This window comes from Hamadaea tsunoensis DSM 44101, assembly GCF_000428945.1.
GTDB lineage: Bacteria > Actinomycetota > Actinomycetes > Mycobacteriales > Micromonosporaceae > Hamadaea > Hamadaea tsunoensis.
Genome location: NZ_AUAX01000003.1, coordinates 531,455 through 548,567, shown reverse-complemented (window position 1 = coordinate 548,567; position 17,113 = coordinate 531,455). Strand labels below are relative to the sequence as shown.

The following is a 17,113-nucleotide window of genomic DNA, read 5'->3' as shown; positions in this document are numbered from 1 at the left end:
AATGCCCCGAATTACGTCCGGTGTACCCGGAATGCCCAAACATTCGCGCAAGATCGTCGACCGCGGGGTGATCGTTGACGGCCGTGGCGCGGAAACCGCCACCCGACGCATGATCGATTACGGTTCTGAAGCGCGTTGACCGGCTTCTGCTGCACCTGACGCGTCATCGATCATGCAGATCGGGCCGGATTTACACCCCAGCCGCAATCGATCAAGAAATCAGCACCCGGCGCCCACCCGGCGGAAGATCGTTCCCGCATCCCGGACGTTGGCCGTCGGCGGGACTGCTTAGACGCGATCCACAGCGACCGAGATGTCAAAACGCACCCCTCGCCCAAGATCTACAGCGATGGGGATGCAAGAAGTCGGCCTTACCTACATCCCAGCCGTATTGGATCGAGGGGACGGGGTCGAAAACTACATCCCCACCGCGAACGATCACCACCCAGCCGCCCAGCCGCCCAGCATCCCGGTCGCCCAGCCGATCCGTCGAGCCGGCCACAGCGGACAGTCGCGACAAAGCCCCGACCAGCCAGGCCCCGATCTTCCCAGCGGTCGACGATCTTGCGCGAATGTTCGGGCAGTCCGGGTACACCGGACGAAATTCGGGGCATTCGCGCAAGATCGTCGAGCATCTCGGGTGGAGGAGCGGAGGTGAGATCGACGAACCCGGGACAAGAATTTGATCTTGTAATGAATTCGATCTTCAGGAGAGGAAGAGCTGGTATCCGACGAACGCCACGATGTCGAGGAGCGAGTGCGCCACGATCAGCGGGCCCACCCGCCGCCAGCGCAGGAAGACCAGCGAGAACACCACTCCCATGACGACGTTGCCGAGGAATCCGCCGAAGCCCTGGTAGAGGTGGTAGCTGCCGCGCAGGATCGAGCTCGCCGCGATCGTGGCCGGGACCGACCACTTCATCTGCCGCAGCCGGGTGATCATGTACCCGACGACGATGACCTCTTCGAGGATGGCGTTCTGGATGGCGGACAGGATGAGGATCGGCACCGCCCACCAAGCCTGCCGAAGGCCCGACGTGCTGATCTCGGTGTTGATGCCGAGCCAGACGGCGAAGTAGTAGAACGCGAGTCCGGGCAGGCCGATCACGGCCGCGAGCAGGGCGCCGCCGCCGAAGTCGAAGCCGAGCCGGCGCGGGGTGAGGCCGAGGACGAGCCTGGGGCGCCCGGGGTCCCGGCCCAGCAGGTGGTACGCCATCCCCACGATGACCAGCGCGAAGAAGATGCCCAGCAGCTGGTACGTGATGTCGAGCCAAGCCCGGGGGCTCGCCTGGGTGTTGAGGGCGGTGGTCTGGCCGGACAGCGGGCCGCGGGTGAGCTTCGCGACTATGTCCACTATGGAGTAAACGGCTGACTGGCCGAGCGACAGGGCCAGCACGAGCAGCAGTTCCGTACGCCGGCGGGCGACAACGTTCTCCACGATCTCGCACTATCGCACAAAGAGTCCGCTCACCCGTCACTTCTCGTCGTCAGTGTCGTTACGTGTCCGATCTGCAGCGGTTGTTGAAGGAGTCCTGGGCCCTCGTCGAGGAGGAGCAGGACAAGCTGGCCGGCTACTTCTACGCCCGTGTCTTCCTGGGGCGCCCTGAGGTCAGGGACCTCTTCCCGGTCACGATGGACGTGCAGCGCGCCCGGTTGCTGGGCGCGATCGTCAACGCCGTGCAGGCCGTCGACGATCCCGAGCGGTTCGACGAGTACCTGAAGTCGCTGGGCCGCGACCACCGCAAGTTCCAGGTCGTTCCCGAGCAGTACGAGGTCGTCGGGGCGGCCCTGCTCGAAGCGCTGCGGATCTTCGGGCGCGACCAGTGGACGCCCGAGTACGACCAGGCGTGGCGGGACGCATACGACATCATCGCGCGCAAGATGCTCTCCGGCGCCGAGGCCGACACCGGGCCGGCCTTCGTCTACGCCGAGGTCGTCGCGCATGAGCGGCGCAGCAAGGACATCGCCATGCTGCGGGTCCGCCCGCTCGGCCCGCTGGACTTCCGGCCCGGCCAGTACGTCAGCCTCGAATGCCCGAAGTACCAGCCGAGGGTGTGGCGTACCTATTCGATCGCGAACGCGCCGCGCCCCGACGGCACCCTCGACTTCCATGTACGCCAGCTCGGCGCGGGCTGGGTCTCCGGCGCGCTCGTCCGGCGTACGCAGCCGGGCGACCTGATCCGGCTGGCCGCTCCGATGGGCGGCATGTACGTCGACCGGCGCTCGACGCGGGACGTGGTCTGCGTCGCGGGCGGGACCGGGCTGGCGCCGATCAAGGCGGTCATCGAGGACCTCGCGACCTTCAACCGGAACCGGTGGGTGCACGTCTTCTTCGGCGCCCGCGACCGCGACGATCTCTACGACCTGCCGGACCTGCAGCGGCTGGCACAGGCGTACCCGTGGTTGTCGCTCATGCCGGCGTGCTCGCACGATTCGGGCTGGGGTGGCGAGGAGGGCCTGCTCAGCGACGTCGTACGCCGTTACGGACCCTGGCAGGACCACGACTTCTTCGTGTCCGGCTCGCCGGCGATGATCCGCGCGACGCTGCGCGCCCTCGCCGAACTCCAGGTCCCGTCGACCCGGGTCAAATACGATGCTTTCAACGACTATTAGGCCGGTCCGCGGGGGTGACCTACGACACGTCGGGCAGATCTGCCGCCGTATCCCGTTAGTCGCTTTGCCCCGACCGAGGCCGCAAGGTATTCTCGTCCGGCGACGATCTCGCGATCGTCGAGGAGGCTTCGCCTAGTCCGGTCTATGGCGCCGCACTGCTAATGCGGTTTGGGTTTAACGCCCATCCGGGGTTCAAATCCCCGAGCCTCCGCTGCCCCGCGGGAGTGTTGTTTGCTCCCGTGTGGCCGGGGAAACCCGATTAGTCCGCTGGGTCGACCTTGTGTAGACTGAGCGGGCACTGAGCGCCCGTAGCTCAACGGATAGAGCATCTGACTACGGATCAGAAGGTTAGGGGTTCGAGTCCCTTCGGGCGCACAGCACGGCCTCCCATCCGCGAAGGATGGGGGGCCTCTTTGTTTGCCCGCCCCGCTTTACCTGCCCGCTGCGCGTAACCGCGGCACGGCGTCCGATTCGTTCAAGACGGCCGGCCCGCCGGGCTCCTACGGTGAGGACATGAAACCTCAGCTGGACATGATCGGCCTGGTCGCCGCGGACCTCGCCGCCTCGCTCGCCTTCTACCGCCGGCTCGGGCTCGACATCCCCGCGGGGGCGGAGAACGAGCCGCATGTGGATCTGACCCTGCCGGGCGGCGTACGCATCTCGTGGGACACGGCCAAGCTCATCTCCGAGATCGACCCCCGGTGGACGCCGCCGGCCGGCGGGCACCGGATCGCGCTCGCCTTCCTGTGCGAGTCGCCGGCCGCCGTCGACGAGACCTACCGGCACATGGTCGAGGGCGGATACGCGGGGCATCAGGAGCCCTGGGACGCCTTCTGGGGCCAGCGGTACGCCACGCTCCGCGACCCGGACGGCAACGGAGTGGACCTGTTCGCCCCGTTGAGCTGAGCCGCTGTCGCGTCGGCGGGTCAGTCCCGGATCAGCTCACCGAGCGTGACCCCGGCCAGGGCGCGGACGTCGCGCGACAGGTGGGCCTGGTCGGCGTATCCGGCGACGGCGGCGACCTGGGCGAACGCGGTCCCTCGACCGGCCAGGGCCACCGCTCGCCGCAGCCGCAGCACGCGGCCGAGCATCTTCGGTCCGTAGCCGAACAGGTCGAGGCAGCGCCGGTGCAGCTGCCGTTCGCTGAGGGAGAGCCGGCCGGCCGTGTCGGCAATGGACAGTCCGGCCCGCTGCGCGGCGACGATGTGCCCGACGGCCGGATCGGGGGCGCCGTCCCCGCGCACAGCGCCGACGGCGATCTGCTCCAGGGCGGCGGCCGGATCGGCGGCGCTGCCCACCTGATCCGTGAGCGTGGCGACGACGGCGGCCGGCCAGAGCGCGTCGAGCGGAACCCGCCGGTCCTTCAGCTCCACCGCCGGTACGCCCAGTGCGGCGAAGGCCGCGCCCGGTGCGAACCGCAGCCCGGCGAACCGCGCACCCGCCCTGGCCACCGGCCGGTACGCCATCGTGTCCGGCCCGGCGACGAGCAGCCGGCCGTCCGCCCACAGCAGATCCAGGCAGCCGTCCGGCAGCACCCGTCCGGACAGGCCCGACGCGGGCACCTCGGAGCGCCAGGCGAAGGCGCCGGGGAGGGCGGCGGGACGTTCGGCGTACATGAGAACAGGGTCCCACCACGGGGCGACATTCCGGCCGGGGCGACAGCGATCCGCGGCGACAGCGGCGGCCCGGAACGACGAAGGCCCGCCGCGATTCGCGGCGGGCCTTCCATGTCTCGTGGGAAGGACGGCTTCTCAGGAAGCGTCGCGCTCCTTGACATAGACTGCCTCGCCCTGTCGGCCCTCGATCAGACCCTCCGCCTTGAGGACCAGCATCGCGCCGCGCACCGAGCCGTAGCTGATGCCGAATTCTTCGCGTAGCTGAGAAATGGACGGCAGCTTGTCCCCGGGGCGGAGCTCGCCGGACTTGATCTGTTCACGGATCGTGTCCGCAAGCTTCACGTACTTCGCGGTCATCTTCATCTCCCTGACAGGCTCGCCCGAGTAGTAGATCACTGTCACTGAGGTTCAATCAACTACCGGAAGCCCCTTAACCTGGTCGATGGGGAACGACTCAGGAAAGGCCCGCGAACCCCGTCGGAGCCGCACATATTGATAGTTGCGCATTCAACAAGCTGTCCGCCTCCTGGTCATTGCCGGTAAACGGACGAACACCCGGGGGTAGCCGAGGGGCTTGCTACGCCTCGTCCGAGCGTCCGATACGCAGATGAAGACCGTCTCGCGTTATCAAGTTGTTATAACTACTCGCGGGTTAACAGAAAGTGATCAAATCCGTGGAGCGCTGTCCGGAAATATCGGTCGCTCCCGAATCACGAGACCCGTTCACGTAACGTTCCGTCATCGTTTGCGATCATGGGCGACCGATTCAGTTACTGGCGAGTAGCTACAGGGCTTGTGACCTATGTCGCCACGGGGAAACATGCGTGACACAACAGAGCCGCCATCGTCTCGTCGCGCTCCCTCCGGCTTCCGCAGAGCCGTACGCGCGCGTGACGGATGCGGACCTTTTCGAGGAGGACCCTAGTGAAGGACTCGAACGGCGACCTGGTGCAGGGGCGCACCAGGTGGCGGCGGTTCGCAGCCGTCGTCGTACCGGCGGCCGTCGCCGCCGGTGGCCTCATGGCCGGTGTGGCCAACGGCTCCGTACCGGTCGCCATGAACGTGTCCGGCCAGAGCTTCAAGATCTCGGCCAGCAACCTGCACGGTGACGGGTTCAGCCAGTACGGCTCGGCGTACTACAAGAAGGACGGCACCCCGCATGCCGTCGCCGCGGCGGCCATCAAGCACGCGGAGCTGACCAACCTGTGCCAGTCCGTCGTCCAGCCGCTCCCGTGGGGCGGCTCGGTGACGCTGGTCATCAAGGCCGGCGGCAGCGGCACCCCGGCGACCGCCGACAACCTGCTCATCGGCATGGACTTCCTGGGCGGTGACGCGACGTTCCACTCGATCAACATCGGCACCGACGCGTCGGCGCTGACCAAGGGCGGCACGCCCGGCTCGGTCGGCATGCCCGGCGCGTTCGGCCAGGAGGCCGACTCGGTGGACATCACGAACGTCAAGCAGCGCGCGTACACCACGTCCGCCGGCACGTTCGCGCTGAACGGCCTGACGATGCAGCTCGTGCCGGGTTCCGCGGAGTGCTTCCCGGACACCGACATCCCGTGATCGCCGCGAGGGGGCCCGGACGATCGCCGGGCCTCCTCACCGCTTTCCGGGCCCGGTACGCCGACGGCGTACCGGTCTGGCCGCACGTAGGAGGACGACAGTGACCACGGCCGACACCGGCACCGCCAAGCCCAGCCTCTGGCGGCGCTTCACCGCGTGGCGGCGCGGACGCCCGTTCTGGGGTGGGCTGCTCTCGATCCTGGCCGGAATCGAGATCTTCAGCTCCACCCAGCAGTCCATCGGTGAGATGGACATCAAGGTCGGCATGGAAGGGATGCAGGCCTACGTCATCCCGCTGGCCCTCGTCTTCGCGGGATTCCTGGCCTGGTTCACGCCGGCCCAGCGGCACTTCTACGGCCTGCTCGTGCCGGTCATCGCGGTGTACGCCCTCATCGGCGTGAACTTCGGCGGCTGGTTCGTCGGCACCATCCTGGGCATGATCGGCGGCGCGATGATCTTCGCGTGGTCGCCGGCGCCGCCCCGGGGCACCGGTGCGGCCGACCGGATCGACGCGGCGCTCGACGGCGACGACGACCCGGCCGGATCCGCTGCCGACGAGCACACTCCGCGGCATGCCGTGGGCATCGAGGAACTGATCGACGCCGACGGCCGCGGACCTCGGGCCGCCACGCCGGACGAGGTGCCGGCGCAGCGCAACGGGGCGGACGAAGGATCCGGACGAGGCCGGTTGCTCGGGATCACCATGATTCCCCTGCTGCTGGTCGCGGTCGGGATCGTCGCCGCCCGGGGAGCCGAGCCCGCGTACGCGGCCGGCTGCCCGACCAGTACCGCGACCGCCACGAAGGCACCGAAACCGACGAGGTCGGCCACGGTGCCGAAGCCGAGCACCTCGGCCGAGACCAGCACGGCGCCGCAGCCGAGCGCGTCGGCCGCGGAGCCGAGCGCGTCGCCGAGCCCGAACCTGCTGCAGCAGATCGTCGGCGGTCTGGTGAGCCTCGTGACCGGCGGCAAGTCGTCGAGTACGCCGAAGGCGCAGGCGGCGGCCGAGCCGTCCGCCTCCGCCCCGGCGGCGGCGACCACGCCCAGGGCCGCGACATCGACAAAGCCGGCGGCCAGCAAGAAGCCGGCCGCGCCGACCCGCCGCACGCCGTCCTGCCAGGCCTCGCCGAGCGCGAGCCCGTCGGCCACGGCCAAGCACCTGCTGGCGGCGGCCGGCCAGCCGAACGTGGGCGTGAAGCCGTCGCGCATGACGGGCACGCTCGTCACCATGACGAACCTGGTCTTCCAGGGCGTCGTCGACCTGCCGACGGACACCGGCAAGATCACGGTTCTGAAGTTCACGATGGACTCGTCCGTCACCGACAACTTCAACCTGCACGTCTACGGTTCCCGCGAGATCGACATCAGCACCCGGAAGCTCACGGTCAAGGACAACGTCGTGTTCTACACGAGCGAGTTCAAGGGCAACCTGCTCGGCCTCATCCCGGTCGACTACACGCCCACGAACCTGCCGCCGGCGATCCCGCTGCCGTTGATCTTCTTCTCCGACCCCGACATCCAGCTCGTCTGGGTGAACAGCGACATCCTCACCGGACCAGGCCTCGTCACCGAGTTCTCCTGAACCGACGGCGAGCACCCGGCCACGAACGAGAAGCGGGCCCCTCCGTGAAGGAGGGGCCCGCTTTCACGCGTACACGGGAGATCAGAGGCGGGCGAGCGCGGCCTTGAGCGGATCGAGGCCGAGCGATCCGAGGTTGAGGGCGTCGCGGTGGAAGGCCTTGAGGTCGAAGTCGGCGCCCTTGCGGGCCTGCGCGTCGGCGCGGGCCGCAAGCCAGATGCGCTCGCCGACCTTGTACGACGGCGCCTGGCCCGGCCAGCCGAGGTAGCGGTTGAGCTCGAAGCGCAGGTTCTCGTCCGGTACGCGGCAGTGCGCGCGCATGAACTCCCAGCCGAGCTCCGGCGTCCAGCGCTCGCCGGGGTGGAAGCCGAAGGGGTTGTCCTTCGGGACCTCCAGCTCCAGGTGCATGCCGATGTCGACGATGACGCGGGCGGCCCGGAACGCCTGGCCGTCGAGCATGCCGAGCTTGTCGGCCGGGTCGGAGAGGTAGCCCAGCTCGTCCATGAGGCGCTCGGCGTACAGGGCCCAGCCCTCGCCGTGCCCGGACGACCAGGCGAGCAGCCGCTGCCAGCGGTTGAGCAGGTCGGCCCGGTACGCCGTCTGCGCGACCTGCAGGTGGTGGCCGGGTACGCCCTCGTGGTAGACCGTCGTGACCTCACGCCAGGTCGAGAAGGTGTCGATGCCCTGCGGCACCGCCCACCACATGCGACCGGGGCGGCTGAAGTCCTCGCTCGGACCGGTGTAGTAGATGCCGCCGTCGGAGGTCGGCGCGAGGCACGCCTCGATCCGGCGTACCGGCTCGGGGATGTCGAAGTGCTTGCCGTTCAGCTCGTCGATCGCCTTGGTGCCGAGATCCTGCATCCACTCGCGGAAGTTCTCCTTGCCCGCGACGGTGTACTTCGGGTCGGCGTCCAGCTTCGCGACCGCGTCGTCGATCGAGGCGCCCGGTCCGGCGATGTCGGCCGACACCGCCCGCATCTCGGTCTCCAGGCGGTGCAGCTCCTCGAAGCCCCAGGCGTACGTCTCGTCGAGATCGATCTTGGCGCCGAGGAAGTACTGCGACGCGAGGGCGTACCGCTCACGGCCCGCGGCCTGCTTCTCGCGGCCGCGCGGGGCCATCTGCGTACGCAGGAACTCGCCGAACTCGGCGGTCGCCGCGGTCGCGGCCTCGGCCGCCTCGGCCAGCCGCGCGCCGAGAGCGCCTTCCGCGCCGACCCGCCGGGCCAGGCCGCGGTAGAAGTCGTCACCCGCCGGATCGGTCCAGACGTCGCACTGCTTGGCGACCTCGATCATCTGCACCCGGCTGGAGATGTGGCCGGCGTCCGCCGCGCCCAGCAGGGTCCGCTGGTAGTCCGCGAACGCGTGCGGGATCGCGGCCATGCGCGCCGCGATGTTCTCCGCCGCCTCGTCGCCCTCCGTGGGCATGAGATCGAAGATTCCGCGTACGCCGTGGACCGCGCTCGAGATCACGTTGATCTCGCTGGTCTCCTCGCCGGCGTCGTAGCGGGCCAGGGAGAGGTTGAGCCGTTCGAGCATCGCCTCGCGGGCGACGAACTCGGCGTCGTTCTCCGGTGGCGTCATGTCGAGTTCCGCGACCGTCCGCCGGGTGAGCTCCGCCTGCGCGGCGAACCCCTCCGGGGAGAGGTCGTCGAGTCTGTCGTCGTGTCCGCCGATACCGACGTACGTGGCGCCGATCGGGCTGAGTGGGGCCCACTCGTCCACGTAGCGGTTGGCGATGTCGTCAATCCGTCCCATGGCGTCGAACCTAGCCGAAATCACCCCGCCCATGCAGGTGTAATACCCTCGCGGGCACCCTTAACGGCACCCCTTGCCGATCTTGGGCTGCGGCTGGCCGGATGTTGTTGCTCACGTGGCCGAAATCCGCGAGACAACCGGCCGCCGCCGCTGGCATCGTGTCAGGAGTGAAAAGCGCTTCCGCCCCTGACTCCGGCGCCGCCTCCGCGTGGCTGCCCTCCTTCTTCGCGACCGCCGCGATCTGGGGTGCCAGCTTCCTGTTCATCAAGATCGGCGTACGCGAGCTGCCGGCGCTCTGGGTCGGCGCGTACCGGGTGGCCATCGGGGCGGCCACGCTCATTGTGATCATGCTGCTCATGCGGCAGCGGCTGCCCCGGCAGGGCTGGTTCTGGCTGCACCAGATCGTGCCGGGCGTCGTGGGGATCGCCATCCCGTTCGCGTTGTTCCCGCTGGGCGAGGAGCGCGTACCGAGCCTGGTCGCGGGAATCTGGAACGCGACCACGGCACTGTGGGTGCTGCCGTTCGCCGTGTTCGCGTACCGGACCGAGCGGTTCAGCGGCCGGGCCGCGGCCGGTCTCGCGATCGGGTTCGCGGGCGTGCTCACCGTCATGGGCGTCTGGCACGTCTCCGGTTCCGGCCTGTCCGGGCAGCTCATGTGCGCGGCGGCGGCGCTCTGCTACGGCATCTCCATTCCGTACGTGAAGCGGTTCCTGATCGGCCGCGGCGTCTCCGGGATCTCCGTCGCCGCCGGTCAATCGGTGGTGGCGACGGTCGCGATCGTGCCGGCGGCCTTCCTCGTCGACGGGCTCCCGCCGGCGGTGGGCGGGTTGTCGTGGAGCGTCATCGGGTCGGTGGTCGTGCTCGGCGTGTTCGGCAGCGGGATCGCGTTCGCGCTCAACATGCGTACGATCACGCTGGCCGGGGCGTCGACGGCGGCCTTCGTGACCTATCTGGTGCCGGTGTTCTCGACGGTCCTCGGAGTGATCGTCCTCAACGAGCACCTGGGCTGGAACGAGCCGGTCGGCGCGGCGGTCGTCCTCCTCGGCGTGGCGGTGTCGCAAGGGCTGATCCGCATCCCCCGCCGGGCGGTCGCCGCCGACCAGGCCCTGGCGTAACGCCGTCCCGCTCGCGACGATCTTGCGCGAATGTCCGGGCCTTTCGGGCAATAGCCGCGAAATTCGGGGCGTTCGCGCAAGATCGGCGGGGTGGCGGGGTAGCGGGGTGGCGGGGCGGTCAGTGGGAGGCGCACCAGGCGAGGAGGTCGTCGGCCGGCATCGTGTTCACGACGCGGTCGGCGGTGATCCCCGACTTCTCCGCCCGCTCGCAGCCCAGCTCCAGCCAGTCCAGCTGGTCGACCGCGTGCGCGTCGGTGTCGATCGAGAACAGCAGGCCGTCGACGTCGGCGGCCTTGGCCAGCAGCTCGCTGGGCGGATCCCGGCGGTCGGGCCGGCAGTTGATCTCGATCGCCTTGCCGTGCTTCCTCGCCGCGGCGAACACCCGGCCGGCGTCGAACTGGCTCGGCGGCCGCCACCGGCTGCCGGCGTGCGCCTCGTCGGTCTTGACCCGGAGCTTGCGGCCCGTGCAGTGGCCGAGGATGTCGAGGTGGGGGTCGGCGAGCGCGGCGACCATCCGCCGGGTCATGGTGGCGCGGTCGTCCTTCAGTCCGCTGTGGACGGATCCGACCACCAGGTCCAGCCGGGCGAGCAGCTCAGGGTCCTGATCGAGCGTACCGTCGGCGAGGATGTCCACCTCGATCCCGGTCAGTACGCGAAACCCCGTCCCCGCCAGCGCAGCGTTGATCTCGTCGATCGCGTCGAGCTGCTTGCGCAACCGCTCGGCGGACAGGCCATGAGCGATCGTGAGCCGCGGGGAGTGATCGGTGACCACCACGTAGTCGTGGCCGCGGGCGGCCGCGGCGCCGACCATGTCATTCAGCGAGTCGCCGCCGTCGGACCAGTCCGTGTGCATGTGGCAGTCCCCGCGTAGCGCCGCCCGCAGCCCATCCATGGCTCCACCCTAGGCGGCCGCCGTCCACAGGGCGGGGCGGACGGGATTGTGGGGGCGGTCGGCGGGCCGTATCGTGCTGACGTCTTTCCGGGGGAGGAGTGAATCATGGTCGCCCGCCTGCGCGCTCTGGCCAGCCTCGTGATGCTGGCCGGTTTCTTCGTCTTCGCGCTCGTGCTGCTCGGGCTCGGTGTCTTCGTCGGCATCTGGGCCGCCATGCACGCGCACGCCCTGATCAAGCTCGCGCTGATCCTCATCATCGGCGTCGGCGGCGCGATCATCGTGGGCGCGAAGCAGGCCCTGTTCTTCAAGCCCACCGAGCCGGACGGCGTGCTGGTCGACGCGTACCGGGCGCCGGAGCTGTGGCACGAGGTGCGTACGCTCGCCCAGGCGGCCGGCACCCGCCCGCCGGACGACATCCGGATCATCCCCGAGGTCAACGCGGCCGTCTCCGAGGACTCGCAGCTGCTGGGGCTCATCGGCGGACGCCGGCACCTCTACATCGGCATGCCGCTGCTGCTGAGCCTGAACGTCAGCCAGTTCCGCGCGGTCATCGGCCACGAGCTCGGGCACTACTCGAACGCGCACACCCGGCTCGGTGCCATCGCGTTCCGGGGCCGGCTCGCCATCGGCGGCGCCCTCGGCCACCTCGGCGGCAGCCTGATCAGCTGGCCGTTCTGCGCGTACGGGCGGCTGTATCTGCTGGTGGACAACGCGGCCTCGCGGATGCAGGAGCGCGAGGCGGACCAGATCGCCGTACGCGTCGCGGGCACCCGCGCCACCACGACCGCCCTCGCCGAGCTGCCGGTGATCGAGGCCGCCTGGGGCTTCTACTTCTCCCGTTACGTCGGGCCGACGGCCGAGGCCGGTTTCCTGCCGCGCGACCTGTTCCGCGGCTTCTACGAGATGAGCGCGGCCCGGCAGGGGGAACTCGGCGCGCTGCGGTCCAACCCGCCGCACGAGGACAAGTCGGTGTGGGACACGCACCCGCCGATCACCGAACGCGTACGCCGCATCGGCCAGCTCCCGCCCGTCGTGCTGCACGAGGACACGCGCCTGTCGGCCACCCTGATCCCCGCGCTCGACCAGCTCGGCGAGACGCTCCAGTCGGCCGTCGTCGCCAGCGGCCGCCAGGTCTCGGGGGACTGGAACGAACTGACCAATGTGGCCAACACGGCTCGCGTACAGGAGGCGGCGGACGACATCTTCCGGCAGGCCGCCCGCGCGCTCGGCGTACGCCAGGCGGGCCTGACCGACGTCCTGTACGCGATCGAGGCCGGCCGGGGCGCCCAGCTGGCCGCCGGTTTCCCGGGTGCGACCCTGCCCCAGCTCCTCCAGCCGCTCCTGACCCTCGCGGCGGTACGCAGCGGCGCCGCATCCTGGCGGCACTCCTGGACGAGCATGGGCGACCTCGTGACGGCCCAGGGCCAGCCGCTCGACATCGCCCCGCTGGCCGCGCTGGCGGCGGACTCGCTCACGATCGCCCAGGCGAAAGCGCAGCTGGCCGCCCTCGGCGTACGCGTGGACGAGGCGCGGGTCGTCGAGGCGGCCGCGACGGCGAAGAAGGCCGAGATCATCGGCGGGATCGCCAACACGAAGGTCAACGGCGCCGAGAGTGACGTGCTGATCCTCGACAACGGGCTGATCCTGGTCAACGGCGCCGGCAAGTCCGACGACGGCAAGAACCGCTTGATCCGGCTGCTCCAGTCCGCGCCGGTGGCCGACCTCGCCCAGCGCAACTACTTCCTGCCGTTCGAAGTGGTCACGGCGGTGGAGATCGAGAAGCCGGTGCCGCTGCGGGCGACCCTCGTGCTGCACGACGGCAACCGGATCGAGCTGAAGGAGGCGTGGTCTGCCGAGCTTCTGCACAAGCAGAGCCGGGACGTCCTCCTGGAGATCCTCAATCAGGTAAACGCCCGCCGCCTCCCCACGGCCTGACTGCCGCCCGCTCGCGCCCGCGCTCGCCCCTGGCTCGCCAAGATCCCGTTTGGATCAGGGAAATCACCCGAATCATGGGCCATGATTACGTGCAAAACCCTGATCCAAACCAGATCTTGGCCGCGGAGCGGGAGCGCGAGCGGGCACTCAGGGCTGGAATTGGGCGAAGCGGCGCTGGACGGCGCCGTTGATCGTGGTGAACGAGCCGCCGGCCGCGAACACTCCCAGCGCCGGGTTGGCCGCCATCGCCTCGACACCCTGGATGCCGTTGGCGTCGGCCAGCCAGGGCAGTAGCCGACCCGCGCCGTCGACCGCCGCGAGCTTGATCCGCGGCGTCGAGCCCTCCTTGCAGACACCCTTGTCGCCGACCTTGTCCGAGCCGCAGATCGCGTCGAAGTGGCCGCCGACGTAGATCCGGTCACCGATGCGGACGACCGCGCGAACGTCGCCGTCGGCGGTCAGCGTCCAGCGTGTCTCGCCCGTCGCCGGGTCGATCGCGATCGCGCGGCCGCCCTTGCCGCCGACCGCCGCGTACAGGGCGCCGCCGGCCAGGGTCACATTGTCGACCGTGTACGCGACGGATGCGTGGAACGCCGGCCGCACAGCGCCCGTCTGCGCGTCGACGGCCGCGAGGTGACGCGTACCCGGAATGTTGCCGATGTTCTCGAAGGCCCCGCCGAGGATCAGCCGGTCGCCGCTGACGGCGATCGCGTTGACGGCGTTCTGCGCCTGCGGTTTCCAGGCTGTGAGGAGCGCGCCGGTGGCCAGGTCGAACGCGGCGAGCCGGCCGCGCGGCTGGTTGTCCACCAGGGTGAGGGTGCCGCCGAGGTACAGGGTGGTGCCGGTGAGCGCGATCGTGTGCGGATGGCCGTAGATGGAGTGCTTGAAGAGCGGGCTGAGCGCGCCCGTGTCCGGGTCGAGCCGGGCGAGTGAGTCGCGGCCGACCCCGTTGATCTGCCCGAAGTCGCCGCCGACGAACACACCGGCGGCGTTGGCGGCCAGCGTGCGTACGCGGGCGTCGGCGCTCGGGTTCCAGGGCAGCAGCTGGCCCGTCCGGGCGTCGACCGCCGCCAGCCGGGTCCGCGCGACGAGCCGGCCGCCGCGGTCGATCGCGTGGGTGAAGTCGCCACCCAGGTATATCCGGTCGCCGCGGTAGGCCACCGTCTGGATCGTTCCGTCGAAGGTCACGCCGGCCAGCGGCTGCGCGCGTACGGGCGCGGGGGCGGGGACGGCGGCGAGGGCCGCGGCCAGCAACATCGGTGCAATCACGGGCATAAAGGGTCCAACGACCCGGGCGCGGCAACGGCCGCGCCTGTGGCACGCTTCCGTCGTGAACATCGCGGTCGTGGGTCTCGGTCTCATCGGCGGATCTCTGCTGCGCGCGCTCGCCGCTGCCGGCCATCAGCTGCTCGCCTATGACGCCGATCCGGCTGTACGCGCGACCGCCCGCACGGCGGCCGCGAAGGCCCCGGCGGACCAGCGATGGCAGGTGGCCGCCTCGGTCGGCGAGTCGGCCCGGGGCCGGGACCTGGTCGTCATCGCGGTGCCGATGCCGGGCGTCTCAGGCGTCCTCGACGAGTTGGTCGACGCGGGCTACACCGGTCTGATCACCGATGTGACCAGCGTCAAGGGCCCCGTACGCGAGCTCGTCGCCGACCGCCTCCGCCGGGCCGCCACGCCGCTGGCCGGGTTCGTCGGCGGCCACCCGATGGCCGGGCGCGAGCAGTCGGGCTTCGACGCCGCCGACCCCTACCTCTTCACGCAGTGTGCCTGGGTGCTCTGCCTGGAGAAGGAGACCTCGCTGCCGGACTGGCTGGAGCTGGCCGCCCTGATCACCTCGCTCGGGGCGCGGGTGGTGCCGACCACCGCCGAGTTGCACGACGCGGCCGTCGCCCGGATCAGCCATGTGCCGCACCTCCTCGCGGCCGCCATCGCCGCCCAGATCACCGGCGACCCCCTGGCCGGTACGCTCGCCGCCGGTTCGTTCCGCGACGGCACCCGGGTCGCCGCGACCCGCCCCGACCTCGTGGCCGCGATGTGCGCCGGGAACGCCGCCGCGGTGACGACCGCGCTCGATGCCGTCATGGCGTCGCTGGAGAACGTGGGCACCGTGCTCAGCCGCAGGAACCCGCTCAAGGACACGGCCGAGTGGCTGCGGTCCGGCCACGAGGCGCGTACGCACTGGCCGGCTCTCGCCGGAGACTCCATCGACTTGCCCGCGCGGGCCGACGTGCTCGGTAGGCTGGGCGGAGTAGGCGGCTGGATCATCGACGTAGCCGCGGACCGGCGTACGGTCACCGCCGTCCGTCCCGCGCGTTAGGAGGGCATGAGGCCGACACTCCGCGAGCCGCACCCGGTACGCCCGACCGCCGTGATGGCCGGGCTGGTCGCCACCGCCGTGTGGCTGGCCGGTTTCGGGGCGCTCGCCGCCGACCTCGTCGCGTACGCGTGGTGGATGCTCGCGGCGGGTGCCTTCGCGTGGGCGGCCGCGTTCGCCCTCGCCCGGCACGGAGATCGCGGGGTGGCGGCGGGCATCGCGGTGGCACTGGCGATCGGATGGTCGAGTACGGCGCTCGCTCTCGTGCTCACCTGGGCGCAGATGGGAACCTGGCCGTTGTGGTGACCCTGGGTGTCGACGCGGTCGCTGAAGTGGGCTTGACGCCGGTCTCGAACACAGGGCAATCTCACGTCCGTGTGGACGCTGCAGCGGCTCGACCCCGAACGCCGGCGCCGGCGGATTCAGTTGCTGAGCGAGCTCGCCGACGCGAAGTCGGTGCGCGTCCGCCTGGTACCCCGACGTGCTCGGGACGTCCGCCTGCGGGAGCTCATCGCCGTGCGGCGCCGACTGGCCGGCTGACCCGTCCGCGGGTCGGAGCGGCGCGAAACGACCGGATGACCGGGTGGCCCTCACGGTGCCCCGAAGGCCACCGGATACTGTCACTACAGGTCGCCGTGGTGTTCGGCGGCAGGAGCTGACCTTCAAGGATGACGACCGTGTCGCACTTTGCCGTCGCCGTGGTCCGGGGCGATTCCGGCTGGACCGCCAGCGAGCTCGACCTGACCAACGCCGCCGACGTCGAGGACGTCGCCGACCGGCTGCGTGACGTGGATCTGAACGCCTCGGCCTCGTTGCTGTTCGTCGAGTCGGACGACCTCTACCTGGCCATCCTTCGCCTGGACGACGGCGAGGACCTGCGCCTGTTCGGCTCGGACTCCGCCTTCGTGGACGAGTCGCGGCTGGGCAAGCTGCTGCTCGGCGACCTCACCCTCGGCGCCGTCGAGCCGGCCCTGGAGCCGGCCGAGGCGCTGGACGACGAGGAGTTCGCGGAGGAATCGGACGAGGAGCCGGCCGAGGAACGCCCGGCCGCCGACCCCAGCGTGAACCCGATCGGCGACGCGGACCTGCTGGCCGATCTCGGCATCTCGGCCCACATGCTGCTCGACCTGTGCGGCACCGACGGCCTCCTGCCGGCCGACGTGACGGCCGAGATCTGCCAGGTGATCGGCTGCGCCGACGAGGTCGAGGAACTGCGCGAAGGGTGATGCCGGCGGCCCGCGAGGCGTGGATGCGCCGGGCCCTGGCGGTGGCCGCCGCGGCGGGCGACGACGTACCCGTCGGCGCGGTGCTGCTCGGCCCGGACCTCACCGAACTCGCGACCGGTCACAACGAGCGTGAGGCGGGTACCGACCCGACCGCCCACGCCGAGATCGTCGCGATCCGCCGGGGGGCCGCCGCGCTCGGAAGCTCCCATTTGGACGGTTGTACGCTCGTCGTCACCCTCGAACCCTGCACGATGTGCGCGGGCGCGATCACGCTCGCCCGGATATCCACTGTGGTCTTCGGCGCCTGGGAACCGAAGACGGGGGCGGTCGGATCGCTCTGGGACGTGCTGCGCGACCGCCGGCAGAACCACCGGCCGGAGGTGTACGCGGGGGTTCTCGCGGACGAATGCGGCGCCCTGCTCCGGGATTTCTTCCGCTGATCGCCGGCGCTGCCCGTCCAGCCCCGTACCTCGACCGAAAAGATCTTGAAGGTCTGTCC

Annotated in this window: 16 protein-coding genes, 2 tRNA genes and 1 pseudogene; 13 read left to right on the top strand and 6 right to left on the bottom strand. The window is 70.1% G+C overall.

What is annotated here, in order from left to right:
• Nucleotides 1-706 precede the first annotated feature (706 nt).
• On the bottom strand, nt 707-1,438 hold the full coding sequence (locus G401_RS0107540) for a CPBP family intramembrane glutamic endopeptidase (protein WP_245601642.1): 732 nt from the start codon (nt 1,436-1,438) through the stop codon (nt 707-709).
• 62 nt (nt 1,439-1,500) lie between these two features.
• On the opposite strand from G401_RS0107540, the gene G401_RS0107535 reads away from it, so the two are divergent.
• From G401_RS0107535 to G401_RS0107520, 4 genes are all read left to right on the top strand, one after another.
• Nucleotides 1,501-2,613 (top strand): globin domain-containing protein, encoded by a 1,113-nt coding sequence (locus G401_RS0107535; RefSeq protein WP_027342021.1) that lies wholly within the window; start codon nt 1,501-1,503, stop codon nt 2,611-2,613.
• A 121-nt stretch (nt 2,614-2,734) separates the two neighbouring features.
• Nucleotides 2,735-2,824 (top strand) — tRNA-Ser (locus G401_RS0107530).
• Between the two features lie 91 nt (nt 2,825-2,915).
• Nucleotides 2,916-2,988, top strand: a tRNA-Arg gene (locus G401_RS0107525).
• 138 nt (nt 2,989-3,126) lie between these two features.
• Complete coding sequence (locus tag G401_RS0107520; RefSeq protein ID WP_084556933.1) at nt 3,127-3,519, top strand: VOC family protein; 393 nt, start codon at nt 3,127-3,129, stop codon at nt 3,517-3,519.
• Nucleotides 3,520-3,539: 20 nt separating this feature from the next.
• Here the strand turns inward: G401_RS0107520 and G401_RS0107515 are convergent, their stop codons facing one another.
• Both G401_RS0107515 and G401_RS0107510 read right to left on the bottom strand, forming a co-directional pair.
• Nucleotides 3,540-4,229 (bottom strand): helix-turn-helix domain-containing protein, encoded by a 690-nt coding sequence (locus G401_RS0107515; RefSeq protein WP_027342019.1) that lies wholly within the window; start codon nt 4,227-4,229, stop codon nt 3,540-3,542.
• Nucleotides 4,230-4,364: 135 nt separating this feature from the next.
• Entirely contained in the window at nt 4,365-4,586 is a 222-nt protein-coding gene (locus G401_RS0107510; RefSeq protein ID WP_407636832.1) for a winged helix-turn-helix domain-containing protein, read from the bottom strand.
• Nucleotides 4,587-5,153: 567 nt separating this feature from the next.
• On the opposite strand from G401_RS0107510, the gene G401_RS0107505 reads away from it, so the two are divergent.
• The gene (locus tag G401_RS0107505) at nt 5,154-5,795 is read left to right on the top strand and encodes a DUF6230 family protein (protein WP_027342017.1); all 642 of its coding nucleotides are present in this window, start codon (nt 5,154-5,156) and stop codon (nt 5,793-5,795) included.
• A gap of 100 nt (nt 5,796-5,895) precedes the next feature.
• Nucleotides 5,896-7,377 (top strand): DUF6114 domain-containing protein, encoded by a 1,482-nt coding sequence (locus G401_RS55635; protein ID WP_027342016.1) that lies wholly within the window; start codon nt 5,896-5,898, stop codon nt 7,375-7,377.
• A gap of 81 nt (nt 7,378-7,458) precedes the next feature.
• Here the strand turns inward: G401_RS55635 and G401_RS0107495 are convergent, their stop codons facing one another.
• Complete coding sequence (locus G401_RS0107495; protein WP_027342015.1) at nt 7,459-9,129, bottom strand: DUF885 domain-containing protein; 1,671 nt, start codon at nt 9,127-9,129, stop codon at nt 7,459-7,461.
• A gap of 167 nt (nt 9,130-9,296) precedes the next feature.
• Here G401_RS0107495 and G401_RS44120 point away from each other — a divergent pair, with 167 nt between their 5' ends.
• On the top strand, nt 9,297-10,244 hold the full coding sequence (locus G401_RS44120) for a DMT family transporter (RefSeq protein WP_034590905.1): 948 nt from the start codon (nt 9,297-9,299) through the stop codon (nt 10,242-10,244).
• A gap of 118 nt (nt 10,245-10,362) precedes the next feature.
• Here G401_RS44120 and G401_RS44115 read toward each other — a convergent pair.
• A pseudogene (locus tag G401_RS44115) lies at nt 10,363-11,127 on the bottom strand (PHP domain-containing protein); the annotation flags it as partial.
• A gap of 114 nt (nt 11,128-11,241) precedes the next feature.
• On the opposite strand from G401_RS44115, the gene G401_RS0107480 reads away from it, so the two are divergent.
• Nucleotides 11,242-13,071, top strand: coding sequence for a M48 family metallopeptidase (locus G401_RS0107480; protein WP_027342014.1), 1,830 nt, complete (start codon nt 11,242-11,244; stop codon nt 13,069-13,071).
• Between the two features lie 147 nt (nt 13,072-13,218).
• On the opposite strand, the gene G401_RS0107475 is transcribed toward G401_RS0107480, so the two are convergent.
• Nucleotides 13,219-14,340, bottom strand: coding sequence for an outer membrane protein assembly factor BamB family protein (locus tag G401_RS0107475; RefSeq protein WP_169734154.1), 1,122 nt, complete (start codon nt 14,338-14,340; stop codon nt 13,219-13,221).
• 61 nt (nt 14,341-14,401) lie between these two features.
• On the opposite strand from G401_RS0107475, the gene G401_RS0107470 reads away from it, so the two are divergent.
• The 5 genes from G401_RS0107470 to tadA all read left to right on the top strand — a co-directional run bounded on the left by G401_RS0107470 (nt 14,402) and on the right by tadA (nt 17,054).
• Nucleotides 14,402-15,391, top strand: a complete 990-nt coding sequence (locus G401_RS0107470; protein WP_027342012.1) for a prephenate dehydrogenase/arogenate dehydrogenase family protein — start codon at nt 14,402-14,404, stop codon at nt 15,389-15,391.
• A gap of 6 nt (nt 15,392-15,397) precedes the next feature.
• Nucleotides 15,398-15,694 carry a hypothetical protein gene (locus tag G401_RS0107465; protein ID WP_027342011.1) on the top strand — a complete coding sequence of 99 codons (297 nt, stop codon included), beginning with the start codon at nt 15,398-15,400 and terminating at the stop codon, nt 15,692-15,694.
• Between the two features lie 69 nt (nt 15,695-15,763).
• A complete protein-coding gene (locus tag G401_RS56655; RefSeq protein WP_169734153.1) occupies nt 15,764-15,928 on the top strand; it encodes a hypothetical protein in 165 nt (54 codons plus the stop codon).
• 137 nt (nt 15,929-16,065) lie between these two features.
• A complete protein-coding gene (locus tag G401_RS0107455; RefSeq protein WP_027342010.1) occupies nt 16,066-16,614 on the top strand; it encodes a tRNA adenosine deaminase-associated protein in 549 nt (182 codons plus the stop codon).
• Entirely contained in the window at nt 16,614-17,054 is a 441-nt protein-coding gene (gene tadA, locus G401_RS0107450) for a tRNA adenosine(34) deaminase TadA (protein ID WP_051366330.1), read from the top strand. The genes G401_RS0107455 and tadA overlap by 1 nt, the downstream gene beginning before the upstream one ends.
• The last annotated feature ends 59 nt before the right edge of the window (nt 17,055-17,113 follow it).